Annotated in this window: 20 protein-coding genes; 15 read left to right on the top strand and 5 right to left on the bottom strand. The window is 34.6% G+C overall.

Going from position 1 to position 14,982, the window contains the following annotated elements:
• Positions 1 to 63 precede the first annotated feature (63 nt).
• The 3 genes from I5M32_RS12590 to trmD all read right to left on the bottom strand — a co-directional run bounded on the left by I5M32_RS12590 (position 64) and on the right by trmD (position 2,570).
• The gene (locus tag I5M32_RS12590) at positions 64 to 1,206 is read right to left on the bottom strand and encodes a mechanosensitive ion channel family protein (RefSeq protein WP_200586905.1); all 1,143 of its coding nucleotides are present in this window, start codon (positions 1,204 to 1,206) and stop codon (positions 64 to 66) included.
• Between the two features lie 102 nt (positions 1,207 to 1,308).
• A complete protein-coding gene (rplS, locus tag I5M32_RS12585) occupies positions 1,309 to 1,656 on the bottom strand; it encodes a 50S ribosomal protein L19 (RefSeq protein ID WP_200586903.1) in 348 nt (115 codons plus the stop codon).
• Between the two features lie 239 nt (positions 1,657 to 1,895).
• Complete coding sequence (gene trmD / locus I5M32_RS12580) at positions 1,896 to 2,570, bottom strand: tRNA (guanosine(37)-N1)-methyltransferase TrmD (RefSeq protein ID WP_200586901.1); 675 nt, start codon at positions 2,568 to 2,570, stop codon at positions 1,896 to 1,898.
• Between the two features lie 189 nt (positions 2,571 to 2,759).
• Here trmD and pheS point away from each other — a divergent pair, with 189 nt between their 5' ends.
• Genes pheS through I5M32_RS12565 form a run of 3 tightly spaced genes read left to right on the top strand, consistent with a single transcriptional unit; the run spans position 2,760 to position 4,814 of the window.
• Entirely contained in the window at positions 2,760 to 3,815 is a 1,056-nt protein-coding gene (gene pheS / locus I5M32_RS12575; RefSeq protein WP_200586899.1) for a phenylalanine--tRNA ligase subunit alpha, read from the top strand.
• Between the two features lies 1 nt (position 3,816).
• Complete coding sequence (locus I5M32_RS12570; RefSeq protein ID WP_200586898.1) at positions 3,817 to 4,239, top strand: Rieske (2Fe-2S) protein; 423 nt, start codon at positions 3,817 to 3,819, stop codon at positions 4,237 to 4,239.
• The gene (locus I5M32_RS12565; RefSeq protein WP_200586897.1) at positions 4,239 to 4,814 is read left to right on the top strand and encodes a TetR/AcrR family transcriptional regulator; all 576 of its coding nucleotides are present in this window, start codon (positions 4,239 to 4,241) and stop codon (positions 4,812 to 4,814) included. The genes I5M32_RS12570 and I5M32_RS12565 overlap by 1 nt, the downstream gene beginning before the upstream one ends.
• On the opposite strand, the gene I5M32_RS12560 is transcribed toward I5M32_RS12565, so the two are convergent.
• The gene (locus I5M32_RS12560) at positions 4,790 to 5,200 is read right to left on the bottom strand and encodes a type II toxin-antitoxin system VapC family toxin (RefSeq protein ID WP_200586896.1); all 411 of its coding nucleotides are present in this window, start codon (positions 5,198 to 5,200) and stop codon (positions 4,790 to 4,792) included. The two genes, I5M32_RS12565 and I5M32_RS12560, sit on opposite strands and share 25 nt — an antisense overlap.
• Positions 5,191 to 5,421 carry a hypothetical protein gene (locus I5M32_RS12555; RefSeq protein WP_200586895.1) on the bottom strand — a complete coding sequence of 77 codons (231 nt, stop codon included), beginning with the start codon at positions 5,419 to 5,421 and terminating at the stop codon, positions 5,191 to 5,193. Before I5M32_RS12555 ends, I5M32_RS12560 begins: the two co-directional genes overlap by 10 nt.
• A 97-nt stretch (positions 5,422 to 5,518) precedes the next feature.
• On the opposite strand from I5M32_RS12555, the gene I5M32_RS12550 reads away from it, so the two are divergent.
• From I5M32_RS12550 to I5M32_RS12495, 12 genes are all read left to right on the top strand, one after another.
• Complete coding sequence (locus I5M32_RS12550; RefSeq protein WP_200586894.1) at positions 5,519 to 6,571, top strand: helix-turn-helix transcriptional regulator; 1,053 nt, start codon at positions 5,519 to 5,521, stop codon at positions 6,569 to 6,571.
• Positions 6,572 to 6,626: 55 nt separating this feature from the next.
• On the top strand, positions 6,627 to 7,013 hold the full coding sequence (locus I5M32_RS12545; protein ID WP_200586893.1) for a hypothetical protein: 387 nt from the start codon (positions 6,627 to 6,629) through the stop codon (positions 7,011 to 7,013).
• A gap of 26 nt (positions 7,014 to 7,039) precedes the next feature.
• Positions 7,040 to 7,324 carry a hypothetical protein gene (locus I5M32_RS12540; protein ID WP_200586892.1) on the top strand — a complete coding sequence of 95 codons (285 nt, stop codon included), beginning with the start codon at positions 7,040 to 7,042 and terminating at the stop codon, positions 7,322 to 7,324.
• A 216-nt stretch (positions 7,325 to 7,540) separates the two neighbouring features.
• On the top strand, positions 7,541 to 8,161 hold the full coding sequence (locus I5M32_RS12535; RefSeq protein ID WP_200586890.1) for a hypothetical protein: 621 nt from the start codon (positions 7,541 to 7,543) through the stop codon (positions 8,159 to 8,161).
• 117 nt (positions 8,162 to 8,278) lie between these two features.
• Entirely contained in the window at positions 8,279 to 8,533 is a 255-nt protein-coding gene (locus I5M32_RS12530) for a type II toxin-antitoxin system Phd/YefM family antitoxin (protein WP_200586889.1), read from the top strand.
• Positions 8,530 to 8,787, top strand: a complete 258-nt coding sequence (locus I5M32_RS12525) for a Txe/YoeB family addiction module toxin (protein WP_200586887.1) — start codon at positions 8,530 to 8,532, stop codon at positions 8,785 to 8,787. The genes I5M32_RS12530 and I5M32_RS12525 overlap by 4 nt, the downstream gene beginning before the upstream one ends.
• Before the next feature lie 99 nt (positions 8,788 to 8,886).
• Complete coding sequence (locus tag I5M32_RS12520) at positions 8,887 to 9,447, top strand: DUF4142 domain-containing protein (RefSeq protein WP_200586885.1); 561 nt, start codon at positions 8,887 to 8,889, stop codon at positions 9,445 to 9,447.
• A gap of 125 nt (positions 9,448 to 9,572) precedes the next feature.
• On the top strand, positions 9,573 to 10,388 hold the full coding sequence (gene epsC, locus I5M32_RS12515; protein ID WP_200586883.1) for a serine O-acetyltransferase EpsC: 816 nt from the start codon (positions 9,573 to 9,575) through the stop codon (positions 10,386 to 10,388).
• A complete protein-coding gene (gene cysM / locus I5M32_RS12510) occupies positions 10,388 to 11,260 on the top strand; it encodes a cysteine synthase CysM (protein ID WP_200586880.1) in 873 nt (290 codons plus the stop codon). The genes epsC and cysM overlap by 1 nt, the downstream gene beginning before the upstream one ends.
• 322 nt (positions 11,261 to 11,582) lie before the next feature.
• Positions 11,583 to 13,007, top strand: coding sequence for a tRNA (N6-isopentenyl adenosine(37)-C2)-methylthiotransferase MiaB (gene miaB, locus I5M32_RS12505; protein WP_200586878.1), 1,425 nt, complete (start codon positions 11,583 to 11,585; stop codon positions 13,005 to 13,007).
• A 169-nt stretch (positions 13,008 to 13,176) separates the two neighbouring features.
• Entirely contained in the window at positions 13,177 to 14,421 is a 1,245-nt protein-coding gene (locus I5M32_RS12500) for a sigma-54 interaction domain-containing protein (RefSeq protein WP_200586876.1), read from the top strand.
• A 3-nt stretch (positions 14,422 to 14,424) separates the two neighbouring features.
• Positions 14,425 to 14,940 (top strand): LptE family protein, encoded by a 516-nt coding sequence (locus I5M32_RS12495; protein ID WP_200586868.1) that lies wholly within the window; start codon positions 14,425 to 14,427, stop codon positions 14,938 to 14,940.
• Positions 14,941 to 14,982 lie beyond the last annotated feature (42 nt).

Genomic DNA, 14,982 nt, shown 5'->3' with positions numbered 1-14,982 from the left:
AGAACCCACTCTAATCGGCTTTTTTGTGTTAGGTTTATTTTCTAGATTGTTACAATCATAAAACTAATCTTTTGAAATCTTAACTCCTTTATCTCCAAATTCATGGTACAATGTTCTGGACGGAAAGGCAAAATCGGCACCGTTATTTAAAACGATCTCCATTATTTTAAAATTGATTTCTTCTTTAATCCCCATATAAATGGCATAGTCAACAATTTCTATATAATATAACACTTGTATATCCAGCGAAGAATCCCCAAAAGCATCAAAAGCCACCAAAGCATCCATACTTGTTTCATGATGTTCGTCTATATAAGCTTTTATTTGCTGTGTTATGGCCCTTATGGTTTTTTCTGATGTCCCGTATAAAACGCCAACGTTAAATTTAACCCTTCTCAAATTCCTGAGGGTTAAATTTTCCAAAGGGCTATCGATCATCTTTTTATTGGGGATAATTACTAAAGTTTTATCAATCGTCCTTACGGTAGTGCTCCTAAAACCTACCTTCTCTACTACGGCATCGTACCCGGCAACATGTACAAAATCTCCAACAATAAATGGCTTATCCGCAAAAATGGTAAAGGAGCCCAACAAGTTCTGTAAAGTATCTTGCGCAGCCAATGCAATTGCCAAACCCCCAATACCTAAACCGGCAATAATGGTGGCCACGTTCAAATTAAAAACCGCCCCCATTACAAAAAACACCCCAAAAATAATGGTTACTATTTTTGAGAGCTCTCTTAAAAAAGGCACCAGCTGATCATCTGTCTTAGAATCTGTTAAGCTTGCCTTATATTCAAAAACATGAGAAACAAAATCTATTACCCTTAATAAGATCCTAAATGTAGAGTAGATGATCATAAACAAGAAAACCTTGTCTAGTATTTCTATGATGGTTATCGTGTAAACAGACTTGTTGATCGTTCTTTTAAAAACAACTTCATTTAATGGGTAATTAAGCTGGTTAACAGCCAAATACAATACAATAACCATGATCAGAAACTGTATCGGGCCAATCAATAACTCTACAAACTTATCTGCCCTAACCTGCTTGGCAAATCCTTTAAATAAAGTAAAGATCAGCTTACTAATGAACTTAGAGAAAACCCTTTTTAAGATGATACCGAATAAGATGATACCGAGAAACAGCAGATAGTTTTTGATACTGTTTCCTAAAACTACTTGGTTAAGAAAAGAAAGACCCATGGCTAAATAATTAATGTTGCTTAAAAACAGCCTGTTTAAATGTGGTAAAACAAAAAAACCTCCCGACGAAAATCGGAAGGCTTCATGAAAAATATTTTAAGATTAAACCCTTTTAGATTTAATACGAGCAGCCTTACCAGTAAGTTCACGTAAGTAAAACAATTTTGCTCTTCTTACCTTACCTACATTGTTTACTTCAATTTTTGCGATATTTGGTGAATTGTAAGGGAAAATACGCTCTACACCAACACCGTTAGACATTTTACGCACCGTAAAAGTTTCAGTAGCATTCTGGCTATTTCTTTGGATTACCACACCCTGGTAAACCTGAACACGTTCTTTAGCACCTTCTTTAATCTTATAGTGCACACTAACAGTATCTCCGGCCTTAAATGAAGGATGAGACGGCTTTGCGATGGTTTGTTCTTCTACAAATTTTACTAAATCCATGATTTCTTGAGATTTAAACGATAAAAAAATGATTATCGCCCCTTAAATTTCGGAGTGCAATATTAGGGAATAATTTTTACAATTAAAAGTAGAATTTGAAAATTATAAATCGAGATTTAAGTTTTTGATTTTATGATCGCAAACGTTCCGTTTATAAATTCATCTAAACCTATAAATACCTAGATGATCTCTTTCTTTTCAAGAAGTTGTTCTACTATTGCAGTTTCAGGTTTAATTAATCATTCTAATAAATCTGGCCTGCGTTCTTGTGTGCGCTTTAAAGCCTCCTCATGTCGCCAATTTGCTATCTTAGCCTGGTCTCCGCTTAATAAAACATCGGGTACTTTATGTCCGTTCCAATCTGCCGGGCGAGTATAAACCGGAGCGTCCAATAAATCATCCTGAAAAGAATCTGATAGTGCCGATGTCTCATCATTTAAAACCCCAGGAATAAGCCTTACAACCGCATCAACCACTATTGCAGCGGGCAACTCGCCACCAGAAAGCACATAATCCCCAACAGAAATCTCTTTAGTTACATAAATGTCTCTGATGCGTTGGTCGATACCTTTATAATGCCCACAAAGGATGATCACATTTTTTAAAGATGAAAGCTGGTTAGCCATCGCTTGGTTTAAAGTATTCCCATCCGGAGACATAAAAATCACCTCATCGTAATCCCTTTCACTCTTCAGTTTTTCTATACATGCGGCAAAAGGTGCGATCTGCATTACCATACCACTGCCTCCACCATACGGATAATCATCTACGCTCCTTTGTTTTTGTGTAGAATATTCGCGTAAATTATGCACCACAATCTCGGCTATTCCTTTTTTTTGGGCCCTTTGTAAAATAGAATGTGCAAACGGGCTTTCTAACAATTGGGGCAAAACAGTAATGATATCAAAACGCATAATGCAAATGTATGATTTTAGATAGTTTTTTATTAGGGCGTTGGGGCGGGCTAAACATTGCAATATTTTTGTGAAAAACAAAAAGCCCGCCCATAAAACAGGCGGGGATTTCCATTGCTATCCGTAAAGCAAATAATAAGATCAAAAAGTCCAAAATTATCGAAACTTTTTTTCTTAAATTTGTGGCTTATGCAGTCTAAAATCAATCAATATACTAGTGAAATCGAAGCTTTTGAACCCAAGTCGGCAGAAGAGCTAGAGCAATTTCGCATCAAATTTTTAGGTACAAAAGGTATCATCAAAGATTTGTTTGACGAATTTAAAGCCGTATCGCCAGAACAAAAACGTGTTTTAGGAAAAGTATTAAATCAGTTTAAGCAATTAGCCGAGGCAAAGTTTAACGATAATAAAGATAATTTTACTGGCGCAGCACAAGATGCAGCAGCTTCAGAAGATCTAACCTTACCCGGCGAAGGTTTTGAAATCGGTGGCAGGCATCCATTAAATTTAGTAAGAAAAGAAATTGTAGAAATCTTTAAAAGATTAGGTTTTGTTTTGGCCGAAGGGCCAGAGATTGAGGACGATTGGCATAATTTCTCGGCACTAAACTTCCCAGAAGAACATCCGGCGAGGGATATGCAAGATACCTTCTTTGTTGAAGCATCTTCAAATCCAGAAACTGAAAAAGGTAAAAAAAGCGAATTTGCTTTAAGAACCCATACCTCATCCGTTCAAGTACGTTTAATGGAACATGGCAAGCCTCCTTTTAGGGCTTTGATGCCCGGTAGGGTTTATCGTAACGAGGCTATTTCTGCAAGGGCGCATTGCTTTTTCCATCAGGTAGAAGGTTTATATGTAGATGAAAACGTTTCATTCGCAGATCTTAAACAAACATTGTATTATTTCGTTCAAGAATTATACGGTGAGGGAACAAAACTGAGGTTTAGGCCCTCTTATTTCCCCTTTACAGAACCATCTGCAGAAATGGATATTTCTTGCACCATTTGCAAAGGTGCAGGTTGCCAAATGTGTAAATATAGCGGTTGGGTAGAAATCTTAGGTTGCGGTATGATAGATCCAAACGTTTTGGATAATGTGAATATCGATTCTAAAAAATATACTGGCTTTGCGTTTGGGATGGGGATAGAGCGCATCACCAATTTAAAATATCAGATCAAAGATTTACGTTTGTTTTCTGAAAACGATGTTCGGTTTTTAAAACAGTTTCAAACGGAAACCATATAAGATGAAAAAATTAGCTTTCTGTCTCCTCATCATTTTTTGTGTTGCAGGTTTATCTTGCACCAAAGACAATGGCGATCTAATTCCCGATGTTCCGGTTAACTTTTCGGGCTCTTTATCATTTCAGCTTTCAAAATTAAACCAAGTTGGCGGAGTAGAAGTGGTTACAAATACAAATATTGGGGTAGCGGGATTAATTTTATACAATAGCGGAAACGGCATTTTAGCTTATGATCGTTGCAGTTCTGTAAACCCCAGCCAAAGAAACCCTGTTTATCAAATTAACCAAACCCCTTTGGTAGAGGATAAAGTTTCTGGCGCTTATTTTAATTTGAGCGATGGTTCGCCATCTAAGGCACCCGCTATTAGGCCACTAAAAAGATATAGCGTAAGTATAAACGGCGATTTGCTCACAGTATTAAACTAATGGAAATAGACAAGATTAAAGAAAGTATCAAGAAAGCGGCACAAGATCTATTTCGTAAATATGGTTACCATAAAACAAGCGTGAACGAGATTGCAAAGAAGGCAAAAATCGCTAAAGCTACCATCTACAAATATTTTGAAAGCAAAGAGCTGGTTTTACATGCCATTTTAATGGATTACCTAAAAGTGAGTTTAAATGAACTGATCCAAAAAGACAAAAAAAATAACGATAAAGAACAACACCTTACCAATTTGATACTGAAAGTGAGCAAGCTTTCTTATACCGTTTGTAACGAGTTTATCGGTTGGGATTTTATCAGGGAATCTACCAACGCCCAGGGTTTCTTAAAAGATCTTTCTGATGAGCTAGAAGATTTACTTTTTGCAGAATTTATGGCCATTGAAGAATTGAACGACGATGAAACCTACCCCGAAAGACTTCGTTTCTTGATCAAAGCTAGCAAAAGCATCATCTTCTCTTTTGCCTTTACTTCCGTTTCTGATGCCGATGTAAGAAAGAATTTTATATCGTTCCAAAAAGAGATTTTGCCTTATTTGGTTAAGGCGGCGTTGTAAAGTTTAAGATTTTCTATAAAGATAAAGTCTTTAGTATTGTAAGTGAACAATTCTATTCCTGTATTTAGAGCTGTAGCTGCAATCATACAATCGGGAATTGATAATCCATGGCTTAACCTATAATTATTTAAAAGCTCAAGAGAAATTTTTGTAATAGTTTCGCTTAACAAAATGAAGTTAAATGTCTTTAAGTTTTTTTGTACTTTAATTAAGTCCAGTTTATTCTTTACCCCAACCATCAATTCCATATAACTAATGGCTGAAATTAATACCTTATCAATCCCAATAATATTGTTGATGATATGCTTCGTTGCTAAATGTCTATTTTTTGTGTTGTCCCAATAATCTATTAAAACATCCGAATCACAAATAACTTTTACTTCCACGCTTCCTCTCTCAATTTCTTTGCATTAAGGTTGGCGTTAGTAAAAATTTCTTCCATTTCTAAAGTATTTATTTTTCCTTTACCTTTTATAATCGAAAATTTTTGAAGCTTTTCTGGTTTTGATTTTTCATTTTCAATAATAGAAAAATCAAAATATTTTGAAATGCTTTTTAAAGCCTCTAAAGTTTTTTTGTTTTTATATTTAATAACTAATTCTGGCATCTTTCAAGGATTTATATAAAAGTACATTTTTTAAGAGAGAATTTAAAAAGTGATAAAATAAAAAACGTAATTTGAATTCATAAAAACCAACAAATCAATGCCTTCAAAATCCACTCGCTTATTATTTCTCTATAAAGAATTAAGAAAAGGTCCTTTAGATATTATCAAGCTAAAAAGTATTTCCAAACAAAAAGAGTGGAATGTTTCTGATAGAACACTTTATAGATACATGGATGAACTTGAACGTGATTTTCAGATTGAGGGAGAAAATATTCTCATTAATATTCTGGAAAATAATAAAAAGCAATGGAAGATTACATTTGATGGAAATGGAAATGAACACCTTACTGAAGACGATATTCTCACTTTCTTTCTTTTAAAAGATTACATCCCTCAATCTATCAAACAAAACAGAGAGCATTTTTTCGATAAGTTTTATGAATGGTGCTGGAAAAGACTGAGTAAAAGCAAAACGTATTTTTATATCAATAAACAGCCTGATTGCTTTATCAATGCAAATTTTGCAGAAACGGTTTACTCACAAGAAGAACAGGGTTTCTTAAAATTACTCATAGAAGCAATACAGGAACTCAGAACTTTAAGAATCAAATATCAGTTTGATTATACCTCACTTCCAATAGAAATGCCTGATACAATTACTATTATTCCTCTTAAAATTATCTTACATAGAGGGACATTGCATATTTGTTATTGTAGTTTAAATGAAGAAAAAATTAATCTAATTGCTTTAGACCAAATTATAGAATTACAACATGAAGGTTATTACTTAAAAAAACAAATCCCTCAAAATTTTGAAAATTTATTGGAAAAGCTATTTGGCATTACAAATAATATCAATGAACATATTTACGATATAGAATTAGAGATCAGCAGTACTTTAGGTGAGTTTATCAAAAGAAGAACCTGGCATCCTTCACAAACATTTAATTTATTAGAAAACGGGAACTATCTGATGACTTTAAAATGCGGAATTAACCGAGAATTAGTAGGTTGGATATTTAGTTGGATGACCAATATAAAAGTGATTAAACCTAATTTATTAAAAGATTTGGTGCAAAGTAAAGCGGCTGAAATTATTAATCTATACGATGCTGATACAGCTTTAAGTCCAAATAATACCTTCAAATAGTGTTTGACAAAAATTGACAGACTGTTGGTTTAAGTTTAAAAATAAATTTAAACTTATGGATCTCTCAATTCTCAAAAACAAAAACTCCCTTATTGTAAGCATTTTACTTTCATTAATAAGTTTCTTTCTCCCTTGGATTGGCTTTACTTTTATAAATCTCTCCGGATTTGATATTCTAACCATGAATAACAAAATAAATGGTGTTTATGATGCTACCTCAATTTATATTTTACTTGAATTAGTTTTATTAATTGGAGCATTATTTTCAATAAAAAAGATTATTCAAAAAATCTTAGCGGTTCTCGCTTTTTTATTTCTTCTTTTAACTTTCTATTATATTACAGATACCCCCATTTGTTACCATAAAAGTTGGTATTATCATCACACTTCTTGGAAATATCATCTCATTGATTATCGCTTTTCAAAAAAGTTCATCAAATAAAATCATAAACTCATAACATTTTAATTATGGAAGATATATTGAATCAATTGGTACAAGATGAAATCTTACATACAACAAATCAAGGAACAGACTACCTATTTATTACCAGAAGCAATGATGGGGGCGTAACTTACTCGATAAATCAAAATCGAAAAACATTGCCTTACGATACTATTATGAATGCATTTAATGACTTTAACAATCAAATAATTATTAATCGTAATTGGTATAACAATTACAATAAGCGTGAATCAAAAACACGTCCATGCAATCTTGCTATTTTAAAAACTTTGTTAAATAGAATTCAATGAGGAATTAACTTAATTCCATAAATATATCACCAATAACCTAAAATTATATTTAAAATGATTCTAATCCCCTTATTACTCTCGTTTGTGATTTACTATTTCTTGAATGGATATTTTTCAAATAAGACCAAACAATGGAAAATTTTAATCGCTATTGTTTCATCATTAACTATTTTCCTTTTAATCGTCTTAGGAAAGTCGTGGCATGATAGCTATAACATGAAAAAAGATACTGAGAATAATAATGTTTCAGAAATTAAATCAAAAGAAACTATTGAATCTACAAGAAAGTGCCTAGTTGGAGCGGATTGGATATTAAAACCGGCTAATAGAGTAATAGCAGCCTGGAAATTTTCCGAAGATGGCACATTTAATTTTAGTACAGAAGCATTAGGTGGTTGTAGTGCATGGGGAAATTGGAAGATAATATCTCCTGATAAAATTCAAATTAATTATACACGATTTACAGGTGGTATTAATTTGAATGATGAAATCATAACGTTAACAGACTGCAATTCTTTAAAAAGTGGTAAAATCGAGTACTCAAAACAAGAAGGTTCTGTAAATGAAGATATAAATTCTATTGATGGGACATACCTATACAAAGACGATTCTGCAGAACTTGAAATAACAATAAGTGGAGATACTTGGACTGGAAAAACAACAGTAATAACTGGATTTGGATCAGATTACGATAATCAAAATACTAATTACGACAATGGTATCGTAAAAAACAACAACCTTTATAACAGCTCTGGAACTGTAAAGGTTGGCTACATAAATGGTAACTCTTTAATCACATCAGTTGGAGAACACTCTGTGACTCTTCTCAAAAACTAAACAAGAATTTATAGTTATTAAACATCTAAATGTTACACAAATATTGAATATTGGTATAGATATTATTACCTAGTATTTAATAAATGTACATATATTTGTACATAAATAAGTACAAATATGCTAACTACTACCCTATCACATTTTAGAAAAGATATTAAAAGCTATTTTGATAAAGTCTCCCAAAATTTTGAAACTCTCATTATAAATAGAGGAAGAGATAGTGGTGTAGTGATTATTTCATTAGAGGAATATAATTCATTATTGGCAACTAATCACGAATTAAGCTCCTTAAAAAATGAAGAAAGATTAGATTCTGCTATTCAAAAGATAAATAACAAGGCTACTTTTGAAAAAGATTTAATAGAATCATGAAGTTTATCTTTGTAGAGAATTCCTGGGAGGATTATCTCTATTGGCAAAAGACGGATAAAAAACAGCTATCAAAAATTAACGATTTATTAAAAGATATTTCACGAACTCCTTTTTCTGGAATTGGAAAGCCAGAACCTTTAAAACATAAGTATAAAGGATATTGGTCTAGAAGAATTAATGATGAGCATCGTCTCATTTACAAAATCCAAGAAGATGAAATCATCATTGCTAAATGCAGGTTTCATTACGATTAACATAACCTAAGCTATTAATTTACAGTATTTTATTCCTAAAAAATAATCTTGGTCTAGTTTTTGGAAGTTTTTAGTTTTTACATCAAAAACTATAAAAACATGAAAAAATTAATTTTAACGGCCGCAATCGGTCTAGTAGCACTTTCTTTTCAAGCTTGTAACAATCAACAAGCAAGTACAGACACCAAAGACAGTTTAGATTCTTTAAACGATCAATCACAGGTAATGACAACCGATGATGGCTCAGAATTTTTAACCGAAGCAGCAAGCGGTGGAATGATGGAAGTTGATTTGGGCAAATTGGCGCAAACCAACGCAATGAGCTCTAGAGTAAAAGATTTTGGCAACATGATGGTAACTGATCATTCTAAAGCAAATGATGATCTGAAACAATTGGCAATGACCAAAAATGTTTCTTTACCAGATATGCCAATGAAAGATCAACAAGATCATATTGCCGATTTAAAATCTAAAATTGGAAAAGATTTTGACAAGGCCTATATGAGCATGATGGTTAAAGACCATGAAGATGATATTGATAAATTTGAAGATGCCGCAAAAGGTAAAGATGCCGATGTTGCCGCATTTGCAAATAAGGTTTTACCTACTTTAAGAGTTCATTTAGACTCTGCAAAAGCAATTAATGACGCTATTAAATAATAGTAATCAAAATTTTTAAAGGCGATGGATCAAAACCATCGCCTTTTCTTTTTTACAAAAGCCAAACAACAAAAAAATCACAAACCCTATTAATCTTATATAGTTTAATTTACCTTTGGCTAAAGATGGAGAAAGAGTTTATTAAAATCCTTTTTGAAAGACAGCAAAGGGCACAAGCGATACCAACAAATCAGTCTATTGCAGATTGGGCTTTAGAAATTATAGGTCTTTTATTCCCCGAAGCATCCGATAAAATTTTTAATTCTGATGAAGAAATTACACAAGAATTTACCAAGCTTCAAAATCAGTTAAAGGCGCTTTTAGATGCTACCCAAGCTTGTAAAGATTGCCATAATGATATTATTGCAGCGCAATTTATTGATGATATTCCTAGTCTTTACCAAAGATTAAAAAAAGATGTTACCGCTTTAAACGATGGCGATCCGGCCGCAAATAACGAATTTGAAGTTATTCGCACCTATCCTGGTTTTTGGGCAATTGCTTTTTACAGGATTGCCAATCATCTTTTAAAACTAAACACACCACTTATACCTAGGATCTTAACAGAATATGCCCATTCTAAAACAGGCATAGATATTCATCCAGGGGCGCAAATAGGAGACTATTTTTGCATCGATCATGGTACGGGCATCGTAATTGGGGAAACTGCAATCATTGGCAAAAATGTAAAATTGTATCAAGGGGTAACTTTGGGCGCATTAAGCGTGAGCAAGAATTTAGCAGGTACAAAAAGGCATCCAACGGTTAAAGATGGGGTTGTTATTTACAGTAATGCCACTATTTTAGGTGGCGATACCATCATTGGCGAAAACAGCGTAATCGGTGGAAACGTATGGTTAACAAAAAGCGTCCCTGCAAATGCCACGGTTTATCATACCCCATCTATAAAAGTTATCGAAAACTCTAATCATCCCGTGTAATGGCAACTATTTTAGATTTGGTGGGGAATACTCCTTTAGTAGAGATCCAAAAATTAAACCCTAACCCAAAAGTTAAAATTTTCGCAAAGTTAGAAGGCAACAATCCCGGTGGAAGCGTGAAAGACCGGGCAGCTCTGAGCATGATCAAAAGTGCTTTAGATAGGGGCCAAATAAATTCGGGAACAAAACTAATAGAAGCAACTAGCGGAAACACAGGCATCGCTTTGGCGATGATCGCTAATTTATTCGATTTAGAAATTGAATTGATCATGCCAAAAAACTCTACCAGAGAACGTACCCAAACCATGGAAGCTTTTGGTGCGAAAGTGATTTTGATGGATGGCATTGAAGATTGCCGCGATTATGCAGAACAAAAAGGCGCATCTGGTGATTATTTTTTATTAAATCAGTTTGCTAACGCCGATAATTATTTAGCGCATTATAAAACCACCGGGCCAGAAATTTGGAAAGATACCCACCACAAAGTTACCCATTTTGTAAGTTCTATGGGCACAACGGGAACGATAATGGGAACTTCCATGTTTTTAAAAGAACAAGATAAAAACATACAAATTATAGGTTGCCAACCAACAGAAGGTTCATCTATACCCGGCATCAGAAGGTGGCCTAAAGCTTATTTACCAAAAATATTTGATGCTTCAAGAGTTGATAGCGTGATTGATGTATCGGAAGAAAACGCCACGCAAACCGCTCGTGATTTAGCAAAAAGAGAAGGGATATTTGCAGGGATGAGCAGTGGCGGAGCTTGCTTTGCAGCTTTAAAGCTCGCCAAAGAATTAGAAGAAGGATTGATTGTTTTTATTGCTTGCGATAGAGGCGATAGATATTTGAGCAGCGATCTATTTGCATGATTTTATAGAACATAGGCAAATTGCCACCCTTAGATCAATCCAAAAACCATCGTTATGTTAGATGGTAATTAAAATCACGCAATCAGGTTCTCTATTTGCGTGGCAGCCTTTAAGCTGAGATATTTCCAATCATCAACATAATGTTAAAAATAGAAAACCCCTTAATTTGATGGCATTAAACGTCGCCGCATTAAAGCTTTATTAAATTTTTTCTCCTACAAAACTTTTCAAAGATCATTTAATCATCATTTTTAAAATTACCGCCTGCCAAACTGTCATTTACATTAAAATTGATTAGTTTTGCAATCCAAACATCAAACGCATGATAGCATTAGATTTACCTTCTAAACAACACGATGAAAGCAGGCAAGGCGAAGCTTTGATCTTAGAAAAGAAATCAAAAAAAGACGGAAACGAACGTAAGCTTTATATAGAAAGTTATGGCTGCGCCATGAATTTCTCTGATAGTGAGATTGTTGCTTCAATTTTAAGTGAAGATGGTTTTAGCACCACTTCAGAATATGAAGAAGCAGACGTGATTTTCATTAATACATGCTCTATCCGTGAAAACGCAGAAACTAGGGTCCGTAACAGGCTAAAACAATTTAAAGCAATAAAAAGACAAAATAAAGATTTAGTTATCGGTGTTTTGGGCTGTATGGCAGAACGTTTAAAATCTAAATTTTTAGAAGAAGAAAAATTGGTTGATGTGGTTGTAGGGCCAGATGCTTACCGCGATTTGCCTAATTTAATTGCCCAGGTAAACAGTGGGCAAAAAGCGATAAACGTTTTATTATCAAGGGAAGAAACTTATGCCGATGTTAGCCCCGTAAGATTAAATTCTAACGGGATAAGTGCCTTTATATCAATTATGCGTGGTTGCGATAATATGTGTTCTTTTTGCGTAGTTCCTTTTACAAGAGGGAGGGAACGCAGCAGGGATGCTTACTCCATTGTAAAAGAGGCTGAAGATTTACGCGATGCGGGTTATAAAGAAATCACTTTATTAGGGCAAAACGTTGACTCCTATAACTGGTCGCCAGAAAATAGTTCGGCAAAAATTAATTTCGCTAATCTTTTAGAGATGGTTGCCCATGTAAGCCCAGATATGAGGGTTAGGTTTTCTACTTCGCACCCAAAAGATATCACTGATGAGGTTTTAGAAACTATTGCCAAACATGAAAATATTTGTAAACATATTCATTTACCCGTTCAATCTGGAAACTCTAGGGTATTGGATTTAATGAACAGAACTTATACCCGAGAATGGTATTTGAACAGGATTGATGCCATTAGAAGGATTATCCCAACTTGTTCTATCTCTACAGATATTATCTCTGGGTTTTGCAGCGAAACAGAAGAAGATCATCAAGAAACATTAAGCATGATGGACCTGGTTAAGTACGAGTTTGCTTATATGTATTCTTACTCGGAAAGACCCGGCACACCAGCTGCAAAAAAATTGGATGATGATATCCCAGAAGAAGGAAAACAACGCAGACTAAGGGAAATCATCGCCCTGCAACAAGAACATAGTTTTTATAGGGCGCAAAAAAGGGTTGGAAAAACCGAAAAGGTTTTAATAGAAAGTCTATCGAAAAAATCGAAATCGGATTTTTGCGGCAGAAGCGACCATAACCACATGGTGATATTCCCTGTGTTAGAAGGTTACAAACCCGGCGATTATGTAAATGTTCTTATTGAAAGAACTACTACTGCGACTTTGATAGGTTATATTGTGAGTTAGTATGGAAACTTGAGATATATCGAATAGAAAAATAATATTCATGAGCAAAATATCGTTTTTTAATTTCTTAATATCTTACCATCATCTCAAATAATACACCCATAATTAATTGACTAATAGAAGAGGGTTTGCAGATTCTCATATCTCAAATCTCAATACTCATATCTAAATGGACGTACAAGAAATTAAACAAAGGTTTGGGATTATTGGTGGTTCGCCGCTGATAAACAGAGCCATAGATATAGCCCGACAAGTGGCACCAACAGATATTACGGTACTGATCACTGGCGAAAGCGGATCTGGTAAAGAAGTTTTTTCACATATCATCCATCAGTTAAGTGCTAGAAAACACGGGCCTTTTATCGCAGTAAATTGCGGTGCTATCCCAGAAGGGACGATAGATTCTGAACTTTTCGGGCATGAAAAAGGTTCCTTTACCGGCGCACATGAAGCCAGAAAAGGTTATTTTGAAGTGGTAAACGGTGGCACCATTTTTTTAGATGAGGTTGGCGAATTACCCTTAGGTACGCAAGCCAGGTTATTAAGGGTAATAGAATCTGGTGAGTACATTAGGGTGGGTTCTTCAAAAGTACAAAAAACCGATGTTAGGGTGGTTGCTGCAACAAACGTAGAAATGTTTGATGCCGTAAAAGCCGGTAAATTTAGGGAAGATCTGTATTACAGGTTAAATACCGTACCGCTTAAAATACCCCCTTTAAGAGATAGAAAAGAAGATATTCATTTGATCTTTAGAAAATTTGTAGCCGATTTTTCTGATAAATACCGCTCGCCAAATGTGGTACTAGATGAAGGTGCCATACAAGTTTTGATCAATTACGGTTGGCCGGGAAACGTGAGGCAATTAAAAAATATTGCCGAGCAGATTGCTGTTCTAGAAAAAAACAGGAACATCACAGCTCAATCTATCCTCAATTACATCCCAAACGACAACCGCAGCACCTTACCCATGCGGATGAGCCAGAACGGCAGTAAAGAAGATTTTTCTGAACGCGATATCCTTTATAAAGTTCTTTTTGATATGAAAAAGGATATGGTAGAACTAAAAAAACTGGTAGTAGATATAATAAATCACGGAGGAGGCGTTTCTAAATATGCAGAAAATAACCCTCAGATAATTAATTCTTTATATGAAGATATAGAAATGCCTGATAACGAATCTACCCTTACTATTCAGCACCCATCAAACGTTGCCAACAACCGCCAAGACGATTATCATATGAATCATCAAGACGTAGAAGAAGTAGAAGAATCACTTTCTTTGGTAGATAAAGAGGCAGACATGATCAAAAAAGCATTAAAAAAGCATAAAGGCAAAAGAAAGGCCGCTTCAGAAGAATTAGGCATTTCAGAACGCACCCTGTACAGAAAAATTAAAGAGCTAAACCTTAACTAAAACATGAAAGATAAATTAGTTTTTTTCTTCATCATCCCATTTTTAATTTTACAAAGTGGTTGCGGAGTTTACTCATTTACGGGGGGGTCTATCTCTGCAGGGATGAAAACCGTATCCGTTTTAGTTTTCGAGAACACGGCACAGCTGGTTAATCCTAATTTAAGCCAAGCTTTCACAGAAGATTTAAAAAATCGTATCCGTACACAAACCAGTTTAAGTTTTGTACGTACCGATGGGGACGCGAATTTTGAAGGCAGAATAACGGATTATACCATCCAACCGGTGGCAATTCAGGCAAATCAGCAACAAACAGCGGGCTTAACCCGTTTAACCATTACCGTACAAGTTAAATATGCCAATAAAATTGAGGTAGATAAAAGCTTTGATCAATCTTTTACCCGCTTCAAAGATTTCAATTCGCAAGGTGCGCCGTTTACCACGCAAGAACCTGCATTGATAAAAGACATCAATCAACAATTAACAGAGGATATTTACAACAAGGCTTTTGCCAATTGGTAGGCTTTTACTACCTTCACGCATATAAAAACAAAAGGGCAACAA

The sequence above is a fragment of the Pedobacter segetis genome (genome assembly GCF_016623585.1).
Lineage (GTDB): Bacteria > Bacteroidota > Bacteroidia > Sphingobacteriales > Sphingobacteriaceae > Pseudopedobacter > Pseudopedobacter segetis.
Note: the sequence above shows the minus strand (reverse complement) of the source record. Positions and strands in the feature narration are given on the sequence as shown.

Coding starts and splice junctions, on each gene's coding strand:
- miaB (WP_200586878.1), top strand. CDS start 11,583: ATGATAGCATTAGATTTACCTTCTAAACAACACGATGAAAGCAGGCAA.
- trmD (WP_200586901.1), bottom strand. CDS start 2,570: ATGCGTTTTGATATCATTACTGTTTTGCCCCAATTGTTAGAAAGCCCG.
- I5M32_RS12590 (WP_200586905.1), bottom strand. CDS start 1,206: ATGGGTCTTTCTTTTCTTAACCAAGTAGTTTTAGGAAACAGTATCAAA.
- I5M32_RS12535 (WP_200586890.1), top strand. CDS start 7,541: ATGAAAAAAGATACTGAGAATAATAATGTTTCAGAAATTAAATCAAAA.
- I5M32_RS12555 (WP_200586895.1), bottom strand. CDS start 5,421: ATGCCAGAATTAGTTATTAAATATAAAAACAAAAAAACTTTAGAGGCT.
- cysM (WP_200586880.1), top strand. CDS start 10,388: ATGGCAACTATTTTAGATTTGGTGGGGAATACTCCTTTAGTAGAGATC.
- I5M32_RS12540 (WP_200586892.1), top strand. CDS start 7,040: ATGGAAGATATATTGAATCAATTGGTACAAGATGAAATCTTACATACA.
- I5M32_RS12525 (WP_200586887.1), top strand. CDS start 8,530: ATGAAGTTTATCTTTGTAGAGAATTCCTGGGAGGATTATCTCTATTGG.
- I5M32_RS12520 (WP_200586885.1), top strand. CDS start 8,887: ATGAAAAAATTAATTTTAACGGCCGCAATCGGTCTAGTAGCACTTTCT.
- I5M32_RS12565 (WP_200586897.1), top strand. CDS start 4,239: ATGGAAATAGACAAGATTAAAGAAAGTATCAAGAAAGCGGCACAAGAT.
- epsC (WP_200586883.1), top strand. CDS start 9,573: ATGGAGAAAGAGTTTATTAAAATCCTTTTTGAAAGACAGCAAAGGGCA.
- I5M32_RS12545 (WP_200586893.1), top strand. CDS start 6,627: ATGGATCTCTCAATTCTCAAAAACAAAAACTCCCTTATTGTAAGCATT.
- I5M32_RS12500 (WP_200586876.1), top strand. CDS start 13,177: ATGGACGTACAAGAAATTAAACAAAGGTTTGGGATTATTGGTGGTTCG.
- pheS (WP_200586899.1), top strand. CDS start 2,760: ATGCAGTCTAAAATCAATCAATATACTAGTGAAATCGAAGCTTTTGAA.
- rplS (WP_200586903.1), bottom strand. CDS start 1,656: ATGGATTTAGTAAAATTTGTAGAAGAACAAACCATCGCAAAGCCGTCT.
- I5M32_RS12530 (WP_200586889.1), top strand. CDS start 8,279: ATGCTAACTACTACCCTATCACATTTTAGAAAAGATATTAAAAGCTAT.
- I5M32_RS12495 (WP_200586868.1), top strand. CDS start 14,425: ATGAAAGATAAATTAGTTTTTTTCTTCATCATCCCATTTTTAATTTTA.
- I5M32_RS12570 (WP_200586898.1), top strand. CDS start 3,817: ATGAAAAAATTAGCTTTCTGTCTCCTCATCATTTTTTGTGTTGCAGGT.
- I5M32_RS12550 (WP_200586894.1), top strand. CDS start 5,519: ATGCCTTCAAAATCCACTCGCTTATTATTTCTCTATAAAGAATTAAGA.